Raw genomic sequence first — 18,394 nt, 5'->3', positions numbered from 1 at the left:
TTTTTCGAGCTTAACATTAATGTAACAGCTTGTTTTTCACTCGATTAAATTTTTCTTATTTATTTTGTGCAATATTAACTTGGAATTATAAACTAAGTTAATATTTCACTTTATGAATATAGAGTAAAAACGATAATTATTCTCAAAATTATTACTTATTTTTGCTAAATATAGAGACTTTGCTGAACTTAGGTTAAAAAACTCCCACTAGGCAGCAGTTATTCTGGCTTTCAAGGCTAGTTTGAGCTTGTTTTAGCTAATTTTAATTTATTTAGAATGTCGCATTTTTCAACTAAGCGCTTAGCGATATTGATAAATCACAAACCATTATTGAAAAATGCCACTGATAAACGTTACTTATCAGAAGTTAGCTTTAAAAGCCTAGCACTTGGGCCATCTTCTAAAATCCATAACGCGCCATCAGGCCCTTGTTCAACTTCTCGTATACGTTTATCCATAGCGAACCTCTCTGCTTCTACTGCGCTGTCGCCAGCTAGCTCTATCCGTAGAAGTGCTTGAGACCTGAGACCTCCAATAAAAGCGTTACCCTGCCATTGTGTAAACATAGCGCCGTGATAAATAATCAACCCAGACGGTGCAATTGTTGGCACCCAAAACGTGGCTGGAGCCTGAAATTCAGGGCGGGTATGATGTGCGGCAATAGCTGCGCCAGAGTAATGTTCGCCCTCAGAAACAATAGGCCAACCATAGTTACGCCCAGCCAGAGTGAGATTTAATTCATCACCATCTCTAGGTCCCATTTCATGTGTCCATAAACGTCCTTGCTTATCGAAAGCCATACCTAGCATATTTCGATGACCTAACGACCAAAACGTTTTTGCCAGCTCTCCTTTCAGTTGAAAAGGATTATCTTTAGGTACAGACCCATCGGCATTTAAGCGGATCACCTTGCCTAAGTTTTGATGCCAGTCTTGTGCGGGCGTTTGTTTCTGTCTATCGCCAGAAGTGATAAAAAGTTGACCGTTAGGACTAAATGCCATGCGATGTGAGTAATGTCCATGACCTGAAACTTTGGGAAATTGACGCCAAATAAATTCAATATTTTCAAGTGTTGGCGTTGCTGAGTTTACTTTTAGTTGCGCACGGATCACAACCGCACCTCTTTTTCCCGATGCTCCGGCTTCAACATAAGACAAATAAAGCCAATTATTTTCGCTAAATTGCGGATGCACAATAACATCCCCTAAGCCACCTTGCCCTCCGTAAACAACCTCAGGCACGCCTTGTATTGTTAATTTAGTGCATTTATTGACATCAACTAAAAGTAACTTTCCAGCTTTTTCAGTAACAACAAGCTTGCCATCAGGCAAAAAAGACATCGCCCAAGGAGAGTCGAAAGTGCCAAACTCTTCAGCGAGCAACTTTGCCCCAGCAGTGCCGCTATAGCTCTGCTGACGGCCAGATTCAGCACTCAAATTAAACGAGAGCACAAATAACAACAGGTACTGGCAATATTTAAAAACAAGTGATGGCATAATTTTCTCAAAGCAACTAAGCGCTAAATATTCGTATGTTGAGTATATAAACATCTGCAAAAGAGTTCACTTAAAAGGCTAATATAGTTCAAACCCTCGTACGCATGCGTTGCGCAATACCATCAGCATTTGAAATATATACAGTAATTGCCTGATAAAATTACTGGCTAGACTTAACATTGCTCGCTACTTTATCGAACTTTGCTGGTTAGTTTGACAATTAAAGTAACTCTTATATCTTGGTTCGTTTATGCCTGCATTAGTGGTTATATTTCCATAAGACTCAGCGTGTTGCTCAAGTAAGTGTGCTTGAATAGCCTGAAAGTCGTCGATCGCAAAATCTTTATCTGGGTATTGGGTAAAATAGGCAATTCTCGAATTAACAAAACATAGAGCCGTTGCTTGATCAAAAGTAATTCTTCGCCAGACATAACTATCAAACATGCGAGAATGCTTTTCGTTAACCTTTGCACCATGTTTGATAAACAACTTGGTTTTAGCCGCATTGCCGTGCGTAATGGCTCGCAGCAATGGGTAGGATAAATCGAAGGTATTTTGCTTAAAATCAGACAGTGTTTTTAGACTTTTCGATAGCTTATCAATATCTGTTCGATAAAACATTTCTTCAAAGCTTTCACCGTATGGATCTCGCGCTTCATCGTATTCCATGCCCGCCTTTAGAAATAGCATGATGTTACTTTGATCCCCTCTATAGAGACTTTCTGCAAACGATGTGGGTGAAAAGTCTATTCCCCTATTAGCTAATTCTTTTCTAGGATCGGTCGAGGTTTCTTTTTTGACATCATCAAGCTTTGTTATAATTTCTTGCAGATTTTCATTAATCGAAGCCGCCACTGATTGTGAGATGACCTTTGTGGATGTATCAACTGTTTTCTTTTTTATTCTAATTTTTGTCCATAAATTACATGAGTTGGGTTGAAGCCATAATTGCACAACCTCAGATGACTCCAATACAGCATCACTTTCTGAGGTAATAAAGTTATTTGCCTCTTGAGATATAGTACGAGTTTTATTCTTTGTGTGTGCTGTGGTTTGCAGTTTCACTTCACTTTTGATCTTAACTTGTAATGATTCTGACAAATCGCGACGAGCATCATTTCTACTCGTATTTCGTAGTTTACTGATATTGTCATTGGGGTTAGAAGCCACACCATAACCATACAAATATTCGTCATCAGCTGGCAAGGGGCTCATAACCCATTCAGGCATTGCCGTACTTGGCAGAAAATCACAGCTAGCGGTATGAGAATTTGAACTTTCAACTTGCTTGGCATGTAAAGAGAAATTAAAAAAAACGCAGAACATAAGCAGAACTTTTAAGCGGTAAAAATACTTCATTTATAAAATTATTCTTAATAATATTAACTTATTCAAAGTGTAACGTTTTAATTTTGGCTAAGTCCAGAAAAAGAGCAGTACAGCGCCAAAACAAGTAGCTAAGTGGTTAGTAATAAACGTGGTTTTCGCTTGATGGCAATACGTTACCTTGTCATACCGCCTCATCAAGCAACTAAAAAAGTCAAATAAAAGAAAATTACCACATAAAAAACAAGTTCTTAAAAACAAAAATTACGAACATACAGTAAACCGGAGATTGATTTTATTAAGATGTTTTTTCAACGATTAATTTTTTAAAAATAAATGTTGCACAAATTTAAAACTGACATTATTATCTCGCCGCTTCTTGATGATAGCCAATCCGAGTACATTACAAATTGAGTTTGTAGCAAGGCAATGAGCAACTATCCAAGAGTGAATTTGACTGTGCGTAAGCACTATTGATATCACTTAACTGACTCGCAGATACCCGTTATCCGAGCGGTTACTTAGAACGTCATCAATACGTTCTTTTACTCGGAGAATACCATGGCTTTATCAACGAAATTTAAAGATTTCCAAATCAAAGTACCTGAAGTTTCGGCTGCGGCTAACCAAAGCGAGTGCTTTGCTGATACGCAACCAACCAATCAAGAAATTGAACAACTAGTAGCGCAGTATGGCGCGCCTTTAATGGTGCTTGACTGTGAAGCTATTCGTCGCCAATACCACGCACTTAAAAATGCATTACCGAATGTTACCTTGCACTTTGCCTTAAAACCTTTGCCAGTAGCCGCCGTTGTTCGCACGTTATTAGCAGAAGGGGCAAGTTTTGATCTTGCTACCAGCGGCGAAATTGATTTAGTTGCCAGTGAAGGTGTGCCAAGTGAGCGCACCATTCACACGCACCCGATCAAACGTGATAGTGACATCCGTGATGCACTCGCTTATGGCTGTACGGTGTTTGTGGTAGATAACATAAATGAACTAGAAAAATTTATTGCTTATAAAGATCAAGCTGAAATTTTAGTACGGTTAAGTTTTCGCAACACAGAAGCATTTGCTGATTTATCTAAAAAGTTTGGCTGTAGCCCTGAAACGGCTATCGAAATCATTAGCTACGCACAACAGCTAGGCATTAGAATTAAAGGCTTATCGTTTCATGTTGGCTCGCAATCGCCAAATCCTACTAAATATGTAGAGGCAATAAATGCCTGCGCTAAAATTATTTTACAGGTAAATGAACTAGGGCTGCCGGCATTGAGCACATTAGATATAGGTGGCGGTTTTCCGGTACCTTACAGTGCTGAAGTATTAGCCATTGATGTATTTTGCGCGCCAATTAACGTTGCCCTTGCTCAATTACCAGAAACCATGCAAATACTGGCCGAGCCTGGCCGCTTTATTGTGGCAAGTTGTGTAACCAGTGTAGCATCTATCATGGGGCAAGCCGTACGTGAAGGTAAAACATGGTACTACTTAGATGACGGTATTTACGGCTCATTCAGCGGATTAGTGTTTGATGAAGCGGTATATCCAATCGATAGCACTAAGCAAGGCTTCACGCGTTTTGAGTCTGTACTTGCAGGCCCAACATGCGACAGTATTGATGTAGTAAGCGAATCGATCATGCTACCGAAGCTGAACAATGGCGATTTAATTATTAGCCGTATGATGGGCGCTTATACGCTAGCGACAGCTACCGACTTTAACTTTTTCAAACGCGCAGAAGTTGTCGTATTAAATGAGCAAGTACATGGCCAAGAATTGACGGGCTAAAAACTTAACCAAAACTTCCTCTTCTAAAGAGTCAGACTTGTATCCATTTAAAAACGCAGTTTACTACTGCGTTTTTATAATAATGAGTACTTAACCACTGAGCAAAGGCCTATTGCTCCGAGTGTTTGTTGTAACTTTGGATATTAAAAATCAACTGAGCAATAAATTTATCTTCTCAGGTCACGAGTCAGTAAACAATTTAATCAAATTAATTTAACGATTAAAACAGCTCTGCACTATCAAATGATAAGCCGCATGACCGCATGAATTAACAACTAATATTTCACCAAGAATAAATTAAATTTTGTAAGTTTATCATTCTACTACCTTTACCGAAGCTTATTATTGATTGAGTGGGCAAATGAACAAAATGTGCTATCTTGTTATTATCTATATCAACAAAATAAGAGTTAACATGCTGTATCGAGGTATTATTGCCATAATCATATTGGTAACCTCTGCTATTAGTAATAGCTATGCCAACGACTTAGACGTGCAATTCAGTGGCTTTGCATCGCTAACCCTTAGCTACACTGATGATGCAGATATAGGCTTTGCTTCAAATTATTTAAATGAAAATGATACGGGTTTTTCTGCGACTCGTGATTCAATTTTAGGTGGGCAGGCTAATATCACGCTCGCAAAAAATTGGGACTCTGTCCTTCAAGTTGTTTTGCAAGATCATGCCCACAAAGAGTTGAATAATTTTATTGAGTTGGCTTTTGCTCGTTATCGCCCCTCTCGCCATTGGGCTATTCGTGCCGGCAGGCTAAACAGTGATCTTTACCTACTCTCAGAATACCCCAATGTAGGATACGCCTACTTATGGGTTCGCCCTCCGCATGAATACTACTCTTTTGCTAGCACCGCAGGGCATTATGACGGCGTTGATGTTGAATACAGTAACGCCCTTGATCAAGGCTTTTTACGCTTAAAGTTAGCTTGGGGTAGTTCAACAGCAAAGCTAAAAGTAAATAGCCAAGACTTCTTTATTGATTTTGATAACTTAGCTACTTTCAGCGCAACCTACTCACTAGATGCTTGGACCATGCGATTTTCGCTGTCAAAAACGGATCTTGGCGATTATAAGCTAGCCATGTTGGACGAATTTTTAGGCTTACTTGATGCTGTGCCGCAAAATATATGGCCACAAGCAAAAGCATTATCTAACAAATTCAACACTGAAGGTCATACTATAGAATATGCCGCTTTTGGGCTTACTTATGATAATGACAATTGGCTAATTCAATCTGAAATAGGCATTTCAGAATCTGATTGGTTAGTAGCGCCATCGGTACTTAACACATACATTAGCATTGGCTACCGAGTCGACAGTGCAATTTTTTACACTAGTTTTTCATCAGCCAAAAACCGTCACGATGTTACTCAAGTAACCGATCCTCAATTTCCATTAGGCACTCCTGAACAAGTTTCTCAGCCACTACAACAGCTTGCACTTGCAACAAAAGCTGCGGTTAAACAGCCTATTGTTCATCAACATTCAATTAATTTAGGAGTAAAGTGGCAATTTTCGGAGCGACTAGCGCTAAAAGCCCAACTTGATCGCTTTGATATTCAACCCGTTGGCGCTGGTTTATGGGCCCTTAGTAACCCCGCTGATGTCGACACAGGACATAAAATCCATATGATTAGCTTAAATGCTAGCATGGTATTTTAAGCAATGATGAGCTATCTCAACTTACGTCGCTATTTGTCACTGTATCTACCTTTGAGTATGCTCATATTCAGTGTTAGTGCATCGACTACGGAGTTTGTTGTAGTGGTAAATAAGAGCAATTCCATTAATGCCTTATCGAAACGTGAAGTCATTGATATCTACATGGGACGCTATTTAACCTTCCCTGATGGGGAAATGTCGCAGCCATTAGATCTACCTGCTCAATCAACATTGAAGAATGACTTCTACCAACAACTGGTCAACAAGAGTGAACAAAAAATTAATGCTTATTGGGCGCGGTTATTATTTTCAGGACGTGCAAAGCCCCCTTCACAAGCAACCTCAGTTGAAGACGCACTAAATAAGGTAAAAGCATCGAAATTTGCCATTGGCTATATCCCAAAATCGCAGATTACAGACGCTGTAAAAGTGGTATATCAGTTTGATGAAAATTAGCCAAAAATTATACATACGTGTTGCCCTATCAATAGCGATTGTTGCGGTCGTTGTATCTATATTTTTTTCGATTCTTTCCTATTATTCATCTCTTAAAGAGAAGAAAAACACTAATCACTTACTGGTTCAACAGTTAGCACAAACCATGGAAAAAACAGCAGCAATCGCGGCATATTTAAATGACCACGAACTAAGCCAAGAAATTATTAATGGCTTGCTACGTAATGACTTAGTGCAAGGTGCAAGCATAGAAGGAGAAGTAAACCCGCAAGGTGAAACCGATCTATTCATCGCGAGTGGCTCTATTAACAAGCAAAAAGAAGCCGTTTCAATTAAATTGATTCATCCTTTCATTGAAGAGACAATTATCGGTATTTTATCAATATATCCAGACGATAACTTTATTCAACAGCAAGCGCAGTCTTCACTTGAAAAAGAATTCCTTTTAATGCTGATCCATTCAATCATCATCGCCTTTTTTGTTTCACTGGTCGTGCGCAAATGGCTAACACAACCGATTCAAAGCTTAACAGACAGTTTCGCTGCAATTGATCCCACAGCGCCAGAAACCATGAAAATGCTTGCTTTTAAGCAAGGTAAGCGAGATGAAATAAGCCGATTAACGCAAGGCATAAACGCCTTAATGCATGAATTACAGCTAACCATTAGCAATGAACAAGAGCTGCGCAAAAAAACACAAGAATTAGAAGCTAAATTTAGGCTTATTTTCGAACAAGCTAGTGCTGGTATATGCTTATTGGATGAAAAAAACAACATCACCACTTTTAACCCAGCTTTTAAACATTACTTCACTATGCCCGGTGAAGAAGAATTATCAAGCTTACACTTTCCCTCACTATTAAATAACGTAGAAGAATTACAAGCTTTGCTAATTGATATTCGTTCAGAGAAAAACCCACCACAAGCCACATTAGATATAGAGTGTAAAGTGGGCCATCGAACCATCTGGTTGCATTGTTTATTCGTAAGGTTAGCGGATCAACGTAAAATACAGCGAGATGCTCATGAGCATTTAATTGAAGTTATTTTACATGATGTAACTGAGCGCGCCGAACGAGAATTTCAGACACGTTTTGAAGCAGATCATGACCCTCTCACTGATTTACTCAACCGTCGTGCCGGCGAAAAGCGTTTGAAAAAAGCCTTACGAGATTGTATCAAGCACCGGCATTACCTAGTGCTTATGATGATTGATTTAGATAAATTTAAACCAATCAATGACACCTATGGCCATGAAGCCGGTGATAAAGTACTAACGACAACTGCACAGCGTCTGAAGAAGCACTTCAATCAAGAAACCGACATATGCATTCGCCTAGGTGGCGATGAATTTATCGTCGCTCAGCAAATTAAAACCTACGATAAAGCAACATCTAATGGTCAAGCACTCGCTATGCTTAATGAAATCAAGCAAGATATTTATATTTCGGAAGATATAAAATGTGCCGTTGGTGCCAGTATTGGCATTGCTGTTGGGCCTAACGATGGCGATGAACTCATCGAATTAATGCTTAATGTTGATAAAATGTTATACCATGTTAAAGAAACGGGCCGAGGAAAAATTGCCTTTTATGATGAGTTTAAAGCTAATAAATAGATTATATTTTCAGTTTTAGTACTACGAATAACCTCATAACAGCTGTAGGCTTGTAGTAGATGCTAACTTTTTACAACGTTTTATTAGAACTATTTAGCAAGCAGCTTTAGCCGTCCCTCTCAAACTACGAAACCATTAGTACAAAGTGCTTGTCTGTTTTATAAACGAGTGCTATAAAAACAACAGTTTTGAAAAAGTATTACTTAATAAAAGGTTTAGATAATGGATTATCGCGAGTCGACAATGAATTTAGGCATAACAGACAAGTTACTTTGCCCTTGTTGCGGTAGCCAGCAGCATAGTGTCAAGTCGGTGATCACTTATGCTTTTTATTTTTTTGAATACTTGCCTATTTTTCCGGTAAAGCGTGAAACAAGAGTTCAGTGTTTGCAATGTCAACACCCTGCAAATAGCGCATCAGATCGAAAGCTCATTTTTTCTGATCTTAGCTTAGCGTTTTTCAACAAGCTACGCTTGCTTAGCACCTTTACTGGTAGCGTTCTTATCATCATATTGCTGAGCTATTACTTTTCTGATGAACAACAAAAAAATCGTCAGAGCCAAGCGTATATTGACGCCCCCAAAGTTAACGACTTTTATTATTTAGACTATCGAAAAGTAACAGGAGATAAACACCCACAAAACAACTATCGAATAGCTAAAATTGTCGATATTACCGGTGGTACAGTTTCGTTGACTTATGGTAATTACTTTTATCCGATGAAAAACGCTTTAAACAATGGCCTGCGTTTTGGCCATAGTACAAATTTTGATTATTTCGAAAAAAAACGCCAGCATTTTTCTTACGCTGAATTAGATAAATTATTTCAACAAGGTTTTATTTATCGAGTAGTACGTCCAGATTTTAATATGATCGGCAGAAATAAAGCCGTTTATATGATTGATGGTAACCCGGTGAGTAGCACAACAGAAGCGAAAAAAGCGTGGCGTTATATCCCCGGAAAACGACAAAACACGCAAGGAATGGCCTATCTTAAAGCAAATTATATTGCTGATAGATTTGAACAAGCTTTCGTATTATTGCAGCAATCTGCTGAATTAGGCTATGCGCCAGGCCAAACCAATTTAGCTGAGCTCTACTTAACTGGAATTGAAGGCAGTCGCGATATTGAAAATGCTGCTCATTGGTTATTTCAGGCCGCTTTGCAAGGTTACCAGCCAGCCATAGAAAAATATCGGGTGATCTGTCAATTAGAAGAAACATGCGAAATTGAAGACTTTTATCGAGCATTAAATGAAGCTGGCACAAGCTATCAAATTAATTAGCCATGCAATTAAATCAATGGCACTGACAGCAAATTATTGCATCACGTCAGTGCTAGGAGCACGTTTATTTATTGTATTTGTTTATCTTGCTACGTTGGCCAAACAAACGGCGTAGGCTTGTTAGAGGTTTTTTCTGCTACTGATGTTTTTTGAGCAAGTATGCCCCTGATTGCGCTACCTGTGCCTTTATTTTTACTACAAAAGGTTTTCAGGTATAAAATTTCAACTCGACTACGTGCCCAAGGGGTTGTACGAAGAAATTTCAAACTTGATTTAAGGCGCGGTTTATTAAGAAAACAACGAATATTCAGTAACTCACCCATCTTATCCCAACCAACTTCTTTCTCAAGTTCAATTAGAATTTGTTCAAGTTTCACGCCGTGTAGCGGGTCATTACCTTTATTCATTAGCCACCTAAAATCAAAAAATGGCATTGTACCAAGTTTTCTAACGATTAACAGACTTATGCTTTATCACACTCATCACTATTTTTTAATTGGGCTTTAACCGTCGCTAGATTGACGAGTAGATAAACTAAGTACTTATTTTTAGCTATTTGAATATCCTTTATATTTTTTAATTTACTTTTAATTTAAAGCGGTATTGGTTAACGATTAATCAATGACACATTAAATACACGTTTAGCGATCGCAATACGATATTCAAACGTATATCATGCAACGTTTGCAGCTTTAAGCTCCTAATCTAATCGCGCGATAAAATTTTGATGAATAAAAAACCAATGCCTTATCAACCTCTCTTATCAAACCCGGCCAAAATTGCAGTTATTGGTGGTGGTGTTGCTGGGTCTACCATTGCGTTGCGCTTTGCTGAACTTGGTCTTGATACCACTTTAATTGAAAAAGGCCCAAGTTTGGTCAATGGTCCGCCAATGTGTCATTTACATGCCGGTGGTAATTTATATCGAGAAATTTCTGACCAACAATGTCTTATTTTGCTCAAACAATCGATTGATACCGTTAAAGTTTATCCTTCTTGTATTAACGTAAGACCGACGATCATTGCATTGCCTAAAACAGACAAAGGCCAACCTGAAGACTTATTACCTAGGTTAGAAAAACTGCGGGCAGAATACGAAAGATTAATAAGCAATGACCCAGCGAATAAAGTGATTGGCGAGCCGGCAGACTACTTTCAATGTTTTACTCGAGCTGACATCGAACCGCTCATTGGTAAGCCTATTCCTAAAAAAGCACAATGCCCAACCGACTGGCTAATAGCTTTTGCTAATCATACTAATTTAGACGCCATAAAATTCCCTATTGTGCTAGTACAAGAATATGGCATGTCTGCTTTTCGTTTAGCCGCAATAGCAACCTTAGCCATTGAACGTCTTAACAATTGTCATTTGCAAACAAATAGTAAGGTGGTTGCCATATCAGCACAAACTGACCATTTAGGCTGGCAGATAACCACTAAAGATAACAATAGCGGCAAACAAAATCAGCAAGAATTTGACTATGTGGTTAATGCCTGTGGTTTTAAAAGCGGTGAAATTGATGACATGCTCAACACCAAGCGCAAACGTATGGTCGAGTTTAAAGCGGCCTATGTTGCGCACTGGCCAAAATACCAAGGTGCATGGCCCGAAATCGTATTTCATGGCGAACGTGGAACGCCACAAGGCATGGCACAATTAACGCCTTACCCTAACGGTTATTTCCAACTACACGGTATGACACAAGATATTACCTTGTTCGAACAAGGTTTAGTGAGTAGCTCAGCCAATAGTGCCCAACCTAAATTGCCCGCTAAGTTTATCGAAAAAATTGACAAGCAATGGCCGGCTCAGTTAGTAAATCATCGAACTTTAGGCTCTATTGGCCACATAGCGCAATATATGCCAAGCTTTAGCAGTGCAACAGTTGCTGCCAAGCCCTTGTTTGGCGCACAACAAATTCCGGGACAAGATCCAGACCTGCGCGCCGCAGACGTGTCATTCGACAGTAAACACTATGCCCGCGCTGAAATAGTCAAAGCCTCTTCAGCATTAGAAGCGGCCGATGCAATTTTAGCCGACCTTGTTTGTTGTGGGCTGATTGAAAAGTCGGCACTGACTGCGCCTTATAAGCATCACTACTTTCCGGTCAGTCAGCAAAGCAGCGACACCGACGTCACAAAACGGGCGATAGCGCTTGCCGAACAACGTGAATACCCAAGCGCCCTGGCACTAAACTTCTAAGTTTCAAGCTTTAAGTTTAAAGGCTGCAACAAACTGGCTGAAGTTATCAAAGCACCAGTTGGGTTGATATTGGTTGATATCTTCACCATAGTTGTAGCCATAGGTTAGTCCTACGCTTGCCATATCTGCCGCCTGAGCCGCTAAAATATCGTTTTTAGAATCACCAATCATGACACATTGCTCAACCGTCACCGCTAACTTTTTCATAGCACCAAATAAAGGCTCTGGGTGTGGTTTGCGTACTGGATAGGTATCACCGCCGATCAACAGTTCAAATAGATCATCTAGCGCTAAACCAGTTAAAATAGGTTGAATAAATTGCTCGGGTTTATTGGTAATAATAGCTAGTCGATAGCCCGCTTGCTTTAAAGTAACTAAGCCATCACGCACGCCGTCATACAAAACAGAGTTGACACAAACACATTCTTTATAATGAGCTAAAAACTTAGTTAGCGCGTCTGCAGCATAAGCATTATCAAGTGTTTCATCAATTTCTGCTGAGCCTGACAGAGCCCGCTCTGTTAGTACTTTAGCACCATTACCTACCCAACTACGAATTGTGTCTTCGTCAAATTCAGCTCGGTTTAAATCCGCTAACATGCGATTTACCGCTAAGGCGAGATCTGGAGCGCTATCGACTAAGGTGCCATCTAAGTCAAATAACAATACGTTTTTATCTTTTAATTCCACTGTGTTCTCTGCTCCTTAAGTTATGTGAGGAATGTTACCTGAACTCAATGCATTAGTGCAGTTGTTCATGCATTTTTGATAAAAAATAAAAGTAGATGCAGTAAGCTACTGAGTTTAACGAGAGGTTCACTCAATTAGATATTAGAATAGGTGTCCTTTATATTTTAGAGGCTCCCTTGTTGAAATATGCAGTGAAAAGTAAGTTTTAGGACTTGCCGTCCATCTCAGGGCGTGTTTTTATATAAATACTAACAACATCATTATGTTAGCAACCTTTTTATTGGTTCGAAACTCACCTAATTTTTTGAGTCTTTACCCAGCGCAGCGACATGCCGTAATTGAGCGGAGCTTTGAATTTCAGCTAGAATGCTTTGTGATACGTTTTTTAGAATAAATTGACCATTTTATTAACATGACGATTAAACGGCTTTGACAGGAAAACGTCAGTTTCGCTAACCCCGTACCCAATATTTACAAAATACTGCCGATACCACTGACCACTATAATAAGTAAAACGACCATTTATATGAAAGCTAGCGGTTTCACCTTCAGATAGGTTTATAAGATTACGGCGAAAACCTCCCCTATTTGGCGCACCATGTTCGTGGTAACTATAGCTAAAGAATACATTTAACCTATTATCGGACTCTGTAAACTCAAACGACCAGTATTTCTTTTGGTTTGGAATAGCCAAAGTTTCACTTTCCAAGTTAAAACCATTATCTTCGGTTGCTTTGACCTCATGAACAAAAATGGCTGCATCATTTTCAATATGAGGTAACTCTAGCCCCCTTGGGACAGAGTTTCTTAGTTTTGAGTTTGGCATCCCTCTTGAGGCTTTAGTCCAATGTGTTTCTATTTTTTGTACGATAATCATGACTTAATGTGTAAAAAACGTCTCACTAAGAGGAAAAAAATGGTTAGCTAAACTTAGCGACGAAGGAGCAAAAAGCCAACTGTTTTTTGTCCTTTTATGTGACTTATTATATTTTTTAGACTAAAACGTACGACAATACCGTACATAAATTGGAGTTTTCTATGGATAGCATAAGTGTAAATCAGTTTAGAGACAACCTAAAAACATAAGTTGAACAAACAGTTAGCGAGTATAAACCTATTAAAGTAACTAGGCGTGCTGGTGATGCTTTTATTGTAATGAGTGCAGATGATTGGGAAAGAGAACAAGAAACATTACACGTATTACAAAGTAATAGCTTGATGCAACAAATAGCTGAATCAATGAGTACGCATAAGAGCAATAAAAGCCACAAACCAGCACAAGAGCAATTAGATGAGATCATTAATCTTTGAAGGTAAAACGTGGCTCACTTATGAGCAGTTAAGAGAAAAAGATAAAAATCAAATAAAGTGCTATGTAAAATATTAAAAGAAGTGCTTCGCTCAGATCCCAGTAGTGGATCAGGGAAACCCGAGCCACTAAAACATAACCTTTATGGTTTATGGTTTATGGTTTATGGTTTATGGTTTATGGTTTATGGTTTATGGTTTATGGTTTATGGTTTATGGTCAAAGCGAATTTCCCAAAAAGACAGACTCATTTACAAGTTCAATGCAGAGTATTTTTATATATTCGCTATTGGTGGACATTACGCCAACCATTAGAAAAATAATTGTGGTAGAGCGACCTATTCTAGGCCGCCCCCACAGAAACAATAAAACCGATTAACTTAACGCTAATCGGCTTTTAAGTATTTAGCTTATCCAGCTATAAATAGTCTTAACTTTGACTAAGCGGCGTTTGGTAAAGAGTATTTAAATATACGTTTTAATACGCCCGAGTACTGCGTCAAAAAACTCCCCGTATTATACTGCAGTTGATATTTTTTAAAGACAGCCTGTACCTGTGGTGCAACTTCTTGGTAACGAGAAGATGGTAAGTCAGGATATAAATGATGCTCTATTTGAAAGCTCAAATGTCCTGTCATTAAATGGAAACCTTTACCGCCCTGAATATTTGAAGACCCCAGCGCTTGACGGTAATACCATTGTCCACGAGTCTCATTTTCAATAGACGCTTCTGTAAAGGTATGCACGTGTTCTGTAAAGTGACCACAAAATATGATGGTTGACGTCCATAAATTACGTAACAAGTTGGCAATTAAATTACCGACTAACACCCACAAAAATAATGGACCAGCAATCAATGGGAAAAACACATAATCTTTAATTATTTGGCGTGAGGCCTTACTAAAAAAGCGATGCTTTAATTCAGAGTGAGGAACACGCTGGTCTCGCCCGTCTTTTTTCTTACCAAAAAAAACACGTTCAGCAGCTAGTTCGTGGTAAGCAATGCCCCACTGAAATAACAAACTTAAATTAATGTAAGTTATAAACTGCCAAAGGTTTTTAACTCTCCATTTAAAGTCACTTGATAAACGTAAAAGTCCGTAACCAAAATCACGGTCTTTACCTATGACATTGGTGTATGTGTGATGTTCAAAGTTATGAACTCGGTTCCAGCTTTTACCATCACAGGCAATATCCCATTCATAACTTTGCGAGTTAATGTGTTTATCATTCATCCAATCATATTGACCATGCATAACATTATGACCAATTTCCATATTGTCTAAAATTTTTGATGTCGCTAGTAATAAAATACCTACAACCCATAGTGCAGGATGAATTAATCCCGTTAATAACATTAAACGGCCGGTCCAACCACAGTAACGTTGCCAGCGAATAACGCGGCGAATATAGTCGGCGTCTTTTTTACCTACTTTTGCCATAGTATTTTGCTTTATAGCATCAAGCTCTTGAGCAAATTGTTCGTAATTCATTTGAGTCATATTGACATCTCCAAGTCGCTTAATGGCTTTGAAATACACAGCTGTATAATTTGTTCACCACTGTCTGACACATCGCCAGTAAGCAAGTTTTTTACGAGCCCACTCTTTTTAGTAAAGTGACATTGGTGACACACACCAATGCCGCAACCACGTATAACTGGCGCATTTTGGCTTTCTAATTGTATTAACAGATTTTGTTGATTAGATGCAGTGAATACCTTGCCATTTAACGTAACGGTGATGTCTATTTTAGCCGCTGAATCATCATTAAAAGTGGGAGCTAATGAGAAATACTCTTGATAGAAATTAGCCCCCGTATCTTTACTTAACGCTTCAATGTCAAACATTAAACCTTGAGGCCCACAGCAATAAACATCTGACTTAGCCAGTAAGGTTAATGGTTGTGATTCATGCTCACTACGGGTCATAAGATCAAATGTGAAATACGGGTGTTCTTTCGCTAGTAACGCTAAATTCTCTACAAATTGATGCTCATTTAATGGCGCAATATAACGTAAATACACTGGGTTGTTAGCTGTAGATAAATGCTCTGACAACATTGACATCATTGGAGTTATACCGGAACCACCTGCAATCATAACAGTCGGAGTTTCTAACGGTTTATTTACCTGCTGAAATACAAAATCACCTTGTGCTGCTGAAATATTTACCCAACTATTAATGATAAGTTCATCGGCTAACTGTGGTGTAAAACGGCCTAATTCATTAGTTTTAATCACTAAAGTAATTGTTTTATCTTTAACATATTGCTGCGGACTAGAGGCAATTGTAAAAATTCGAGTCAGCAAACGGCCATTTAATTCAACAGTCAATTCAATATGTTGACCCGCTTTATGAGCTTTCCACTGGTGCTGAGGTTGCAATGTAATATGAACAAAGTCACCAATAGCTTTAGTAACATTAAGCACTTGAGCGCGATATAAACCCTGACGCCATGCAGGTTTTACTCGCTGTATTACTGGTTCAAAATAACCAGAAAAAGCACTATGGTGTGAAAACCATATACTTAGTTTGTTTAAAGTCGTAAATAACATAATTTGAGTGTACACTTGTACGCTAAAGTTTGAGCGCACAATTGTACGCTCAAATTATAATAAATCAAATGTTATTAAAGCAGACCTAATTAACTGAATATAAAAATAAGCTAACAGATAGGTTAACAGGACACTCACTCGTGACTCTCTCACTCGTAACTAAGGCACCAATTGCTTTTGCAAACTGCTTTTCATCTTTAATTGAATAAACATATTGCTGACCAGTAAAGTCTTGGCAGTAGAAATCACTTGTCATTACCACTTCAATATTGGAGGTATAAGGATATGTCGGGTACTTAAGTTTTAATTCTTTTGCTACAGCCATAGCTCGGGCTAGCGGCAACAGAGGATATTGCTCTTTAATCCACACAAAACGCTTTGAAAAGCGCAGACGATAAAAGAATAAACGCTCATTTGTAGATAATAGGTTTCTATCTTGTGAATCATCACAAAAATCAGGAACACGAGCCTTAGAGCCATAAGATTTAATATCTTGAGTTTTAATAAACGAAAAATACAGTGGGCTTTGACTATTGTCTAATTCCCATAGCTCAATCCAGCCGTCTCTGATTTTTCTCGTTATGCCTTTTCTTTTTTTCATCATCACACCAAATCAATCATATAAAAACGATGTTAGATGAACTAACAAAAAAAGATCAAATACCCCATAAATATCAATTAGTTACAATACCAATAATTAATGTGAATGTCGATAAATTGAACTTTATATAAATCAACTAGCTAAATATAAATAACGTAAAAAACCAGGCTAAATTAATTGTTTAAAAATAATTTTGATCTATTAATTTGATTGCCTTTCAAATTCCTCAATTTTCTCATATGATAGGATTAATCTAAGTTAGGGGGCATTGTGAATGGCTGACGATATACTCACGATTCAAGAGTTAGCGATCTATTTAAAACTCAATGAAAAAACGGCTTATAGACTCGCTAGCGAAGGTAAACTTCCCGGCTTTAAAGTCGGCGGTAGCTGGCGCTTTAAGCGTGTAGATATTGAACAATGGATTGAAGAACAAAAGGAAAATAAATGATCCCTAACTATCAAGCATTTATGCGCCCTTTTCTTGAGATAGCTCAGGCTGCTAATGACAAAGAAGTAAAACTTCGTGATGTTATCAATGAGCTTGCTGATAAGTTTAATCTTACTGAAGACGAGCGTGAAGAAACATTACCGAGCGGCAAGCAAAGCATTCTCGATAACAGAGTTGGTTGGGCGCGTACCTACCTTTCTAAAGCTGGTTTACTTGAAGTAACGAGGCGTGCTCACTTTAAAATTACCGACCGCGGTATTAATGCACTCAAAGACAATCAAGCTGTTATTGATAAAAAGTATTTAAAGCAATTTGATGAGTTTATTGCATTCACAGAGCAAAAAAACGAAGGCTCTGATGTTATAGAAGCAACATCTATAGATACCGAAGAAATTACTCCTGATGAAGCTCTACGAGCAGCATATAAAACCATTAACAACTCATTAGCTCAAGATATTCTAGAACGCACTCGCAAAGTCACACCAGCATTCTTTGAGGGTTTATTAATCGAGCTCCTCGTTGCTATGGGTTATGGCGGTACTGGTGAAGGTGCGGCACATGCTCTGGGTAAAACAGGAGATAACGGCATTGATGGTGTTATAGATCAAGACCCGTTAGGCGTAGATCAGATATACATACAAGCTAAACGTTACGCTGAGGGCAACAATGTTGGTGCTAGCGATATTCGTGATTTCTTTGGTGCTTTAAACCTTAAGAAAGCGCAAAAAGGTATCTTCATTACCACATCTGAATTCACCGCATCAGCAAAAAAAACGGCACAAGATTTAGGTACACGCATCGTACTTATCAATGGAACAGAATTAGCAAAACTCATGCTGCGTTATAACATTGGCAGTAGAGACGAACAGGTATTACACCTGAAGAAAATCGACGAAGAATTTTTTGAAAACTAGGCCCTTACCTACAACAGA

16 protein-coding genes and 1 pseudogene are annotated in these 18,394 nt (G+C 38.5%); 9 read left to right on the top strand and 8 right to left on the bottom strand.

Annotation, left to right across the window (positions count from 1 at the left end; translation table 11 throughout):
* Positions 1–353: 353 nt before the first annotated feature.
* Together B0169_RS03445 and B0169_RS03440 are read right to left on the bottom strand one after the other, a co-directional pair.
* Positions 354–1,496, bottom strand: a complete 1,143-nt coding sequence (locus B0169_RS03445; protein ID WP_077284872.1) for a PQQ-dependent sugar dehydrogenase — start codon at positions 1,494–1,496, stop codon at positions 354–356.
* Positions 1,497–1,682: 186 nt separating this feature from the next.
* Complete coding sequence (locus tag B0169_RS03440; protein ID WP_158077041.1) at positions 1,683–2,822, bottom strand: LPP20 family lipoprotein; 1,140 nt, start codon at positions 2,820–2,822, stop codon at positions 1,683–1,685.
* Between the two features lie 561 nt (positions 2,823–3,383).
* Between B0169_RS03440 and B0169_RS03435 the strand changes: the two genes are divergently transcribed.
* The 5 genes from B0169_RS03435 (at position 3,384) to B0169_RS03415 (ending at position 9,652) form a co-directional block, all read left to right on the top strand.
* Complete coding sequence (locus B0169_RS03435; RefSeq protein ID WP_077284575.1) at positions 3,384–4,613, top strand: type III PLP-dependent enzyme; 1,230 nt, start codon at positions 3,384–3,386, stop codon at positions 4,611–4,613.
* A 361-nt stretch (positions 4,614–4,974) separates the two neighbouring features.
* Positions 4,975–6,291: a hypothetical protein gene (locus B0169_RS03430; protein ID WP_235838452.1), complete on the top strand. Its 1,317-nt coding sequence runs from the start codon at positions 4,975–4,977 to the stop codon at positions 6,289–6,291.
* Between the two features lie 3 nt (positions 6,292–6,294).
* Positions 6,295–6,747, top strand: coding sequence for a type 2 periplasmic-binding domain-containing protein (locus B0169_RS03425; RefSeq protein ID WP_077284573.1), 453 nt, complete (start codon positions 6,295–6,297; stop codon positions 6,745–6,747).
* Complete coding sequence (locus B0169_RS03420) at positions 6,737–8,365, top strand: diguanylate cyclase domain-containing protein (RefSeq protein ID WP_077284572.1); 1,629 nt, start codon at positions 6,737–6,739, stop codon at positions 8,363–8,365. Before B0169_RS03425 ends, B0169_RS03420 begins: the two co-directional genes overlap by 11 nt.
* Before the next feature lie 222 nt (positions 8,366–8,587).
* Complete coding sequence (locus B0169_RS03415; RefSeq protein ID WP_077284571.1) at positions 8,588–9,652, top strand: tetratricopeptide repeat protein; 1,065 nt, start codon at positions 8,588–8,590, stop codon at positions 9,650–9,652.
* 89 nt (positions 9,653–9,741) lie between these two features.
* Here B0169_RS03415 and B0169_RS03410 read toward each other — a convergent pair whose 3' ends face one another.
* Positions 9,742–10,059 (bottom strand): VF530 family protein, encoded by a 318-nt coding sequence (locus tag B0169_RS03410; RefSeq protein ID WP_077284570.1) that lies wholly within the window; start codon positions 10,057–10,059, stop codon positions 9,742–9,744.
* 320 nt (positions 10,060–10,379) lie between these two features.
* Between B0169_RS03410 and B0169_RS03405 the strand changes: the two genes are divergently transcribed.
* Complete coding sequence (locus tag B0169_RS03405) at positions 10,380–11,855, top strand: FAD-dependent oxidoreductase (protein ID WP_077284569.1); 1,476 nt, start codon at positions 10,380–10,382, stop codon at positions 11,853–11,855.
* A gap of 3 nt (positions 11,856–11,858) precedes the next feature.
* Here the strand turns inward: B0169_RS03405 and B0169_RS03400 are convergent, their stop codons facing one another.
* Entirely contained in the window at positions 11,859–12,545 is a 687-nt protein-coding gene (locus B0169_RS03400; RefSeq protein WP_077284568.1) for a phosphoglycolate phosphatase, read from the bottom strand.
* Positions 12,546–12,930: 385 nt separating this feature from the next.
* Complete coding sequence (locus B0169_RS03395; RefSeq protein WP_077284567.1) at positions 12,931–13,422, bottom strand: hypothetical protein; 492 nt, start codon at positions 13,420–13,422, stop codon at positions 12,931–12,933.
* Positions 13,423–13,643: 221 nt separating this feature from the next.
* Between B0169_RS03395 and B0169_RS19495 the strand changes: the two are divergent.
* Positions 13,644–13,856, top strand: a pseudogene (locus tag B0169_RS19495) (type II toxin-antitoxin system Phd/YefM family antitoxin); the annotation flags it as partial.
* 437 nt (positions 13,857–14,293) lie between these two features.
* On the opposite strand, the gene B0169_RS03380 reads toward B0169_RS19495, so the two are convergent.
* The 3 genes from B0169_RS03380 to B0169_RS03370 all read right to left on the bottom strand — a co-directional run bounded on the left by B0169_RS03380 (position 14,294) and on the right by B0169_RS03370 (position 17,011).
* Entirely contained in the window at positions 14,294–15,355 is a 1,062-nt protein-coding gene (locus B0169_RS03380; RefSeq protein WP_077284566.1) for a fatty acid desaturase family protein, read from the bottom strand.
* Positions 15,352–16,410: a flavin reductase family protein gene (locus B0169_RS03375; protein ID WP_077284871.1), complete on the bottom strand. Its 1,059-nt coding sequence runs from the start codon at positions 16,408–16,410 to the stop codon at positions 15,352–15,354. Before B0169_RS03375 ends, B0169_RS03380 begins: the two co-directional genes overlap by 4 nt.
* 85 nt (positions 16,411–16,495) lie before the next feature.
* Positions 16,496–17,011 (bottom strand): PDDEXK family nuclease, encoded by a 516-nt coding sequence (locus B0169_RS03370; RefSeq protein ID WP_077284565.1) that lies wholly within the window; start codon positions 17,009–17,011, stop codon positions 16,496–16,498.
* 274 nt (positions 17,012–17,285) lie between these two features.
* On the opposite strand from B0169_RS03370, the gene B0169_RS03365 reads away from it, so the two are divergent.
* Entirely contained in the window at positions 17,286–17,462 is a 177-nt protein-coding gene (locus B0169_RS03365) for a helix-turn-helix domain-containing protein (RefSeq protein WP_077284564.1), read from the top strand.
* Positions 17,459–18,376, top strand: a complete 918-nt coding sequence (locus B0169_RS03360; RefSeq protein ID WP_077284563.1) for a restriction endonuclease — start codon at positions 17,459–17,461, stop codon at positions 18,374–18,376. The genes B0169_RS03365 and B0169_RS03360 overlap by 4 nt, the downstream gene beginning before the upstream one ends.
* Positions 18,377–18,394 lie beyond the last annotated feature (18 nt).

The organism is Cognaticolwellia aestuarii (genome assembly GCF_002000025.1).
In the GTDB taxonomy this organism is placed as follows: Bacteria; Pseudomonadota; Gammaproteobacteria; order Enterobacterales; family Alteromonadaceae; genus Cognaticolwellia; species Cognaticolwellia aestuarii.
The sequence above is the reverse complement of the archived record's forward strand: the minus strand, read 5'-3'. Positions and strand labels throughout refer to the sequence as shown.

Coding starts and splice junctions, on each gene's coding strand:
- B0169_RS03440 (WP_158077041.1), bottom strand. CDS start 2,822: ATGTTCTGCGTTTTTTTTAATTTCTCTTTACATGCCAAGCAAGTTGAA.
- B0169_RS03395 (WP_077284567.1), bottom strand. CDS start 13,422: ATGATTATCGTACAAAAAATAGAAACACATTGGACTAAAGCCTCAAGA.
- B0169_RS03445 (WP_077284872.1), bottom strand. CDS start 1,496: ATGCCATCACTTGTTTTTAAATATTGCCAGTACCTGTTGTTATTTGTG.
- B0169_RS03410 (WP_077284570.1), bottom strand. CDS start 10,059: ATGAATAAAGGTAATGACCCGCTACACGGCGTGAAACTTGAACAAATT.
- B0169_RS03435 (WP_077284575.1), top strand. CDS start 3,384: ATGGCTTTATCAACGAAATTTAAAGATTTCCAAATCAAAGTACCTGAA.
- B0169_RS03430 (WP_235838452.1), top strand. CDS start 4,975: ATGAACAAAATGTGCTATCTTGTTATTATCTATATCAACAAAATAAGA.
- B0169_RS03370 (WP_077284565.1), bottom strand. CDS start 17,011: ATGAAAAAAAGAAAAGGCATAACGAGAAAAATCAGAGACGGCTGGATT.
- B0169_RS03380 (WP_077284566.1), bottom strand. CDS start 15,355: ATGACTCAAATGAATTACGAACAATTTGCTCAAGAGCTTGATGCTATA.
- B0169_RS03420 (WP_077284572.1), top strand. CDS start 6,737: ATGAAAATTAGCCAAAAATTATACATACGTGTTGCCCTATCAATAGCG.
- B0169_RS03425 (WP_077284573.1), top strand. CDS start 6,295: ATGATGAGCTATCTCAACTTACGTCGCTATTTGTCACTGTATCTACCT.
- B0169_RS03365 (WP_077284564.1), top strand. CDS start 17,286: ATGGCTGACGATATACTCACGATTCAAGAGTTAGCGATCTATTTAAAA.
- B0169_RS03405 (WP_077284569.1), top strand. CDS start 10,380: ATGAATAAAAAACCAATGCCTTATCAACCTCTCTTATCAAACCCGGCC.
- B0169_RS03415 (WP_077284571.1), top strand. CDS start 8,588: ATGGATTATCGCGAGTCGACAATGAATTTAGGCATAACAGACAAGTTA.
- B0169_RS03360 (WP_077284563.1), top strand. CDS start 17,459: ATGATCCCTAACTATCAAGCATTTATGCGCCCTTTTCTTGAGATAGCT.
- B0169_RS03375 (WP_077284871.1), bottom strand. CDS start 16,410: ATGTTATTTACGACTTTAAACAAACTAAGTATATGGTTTTCACACCAT.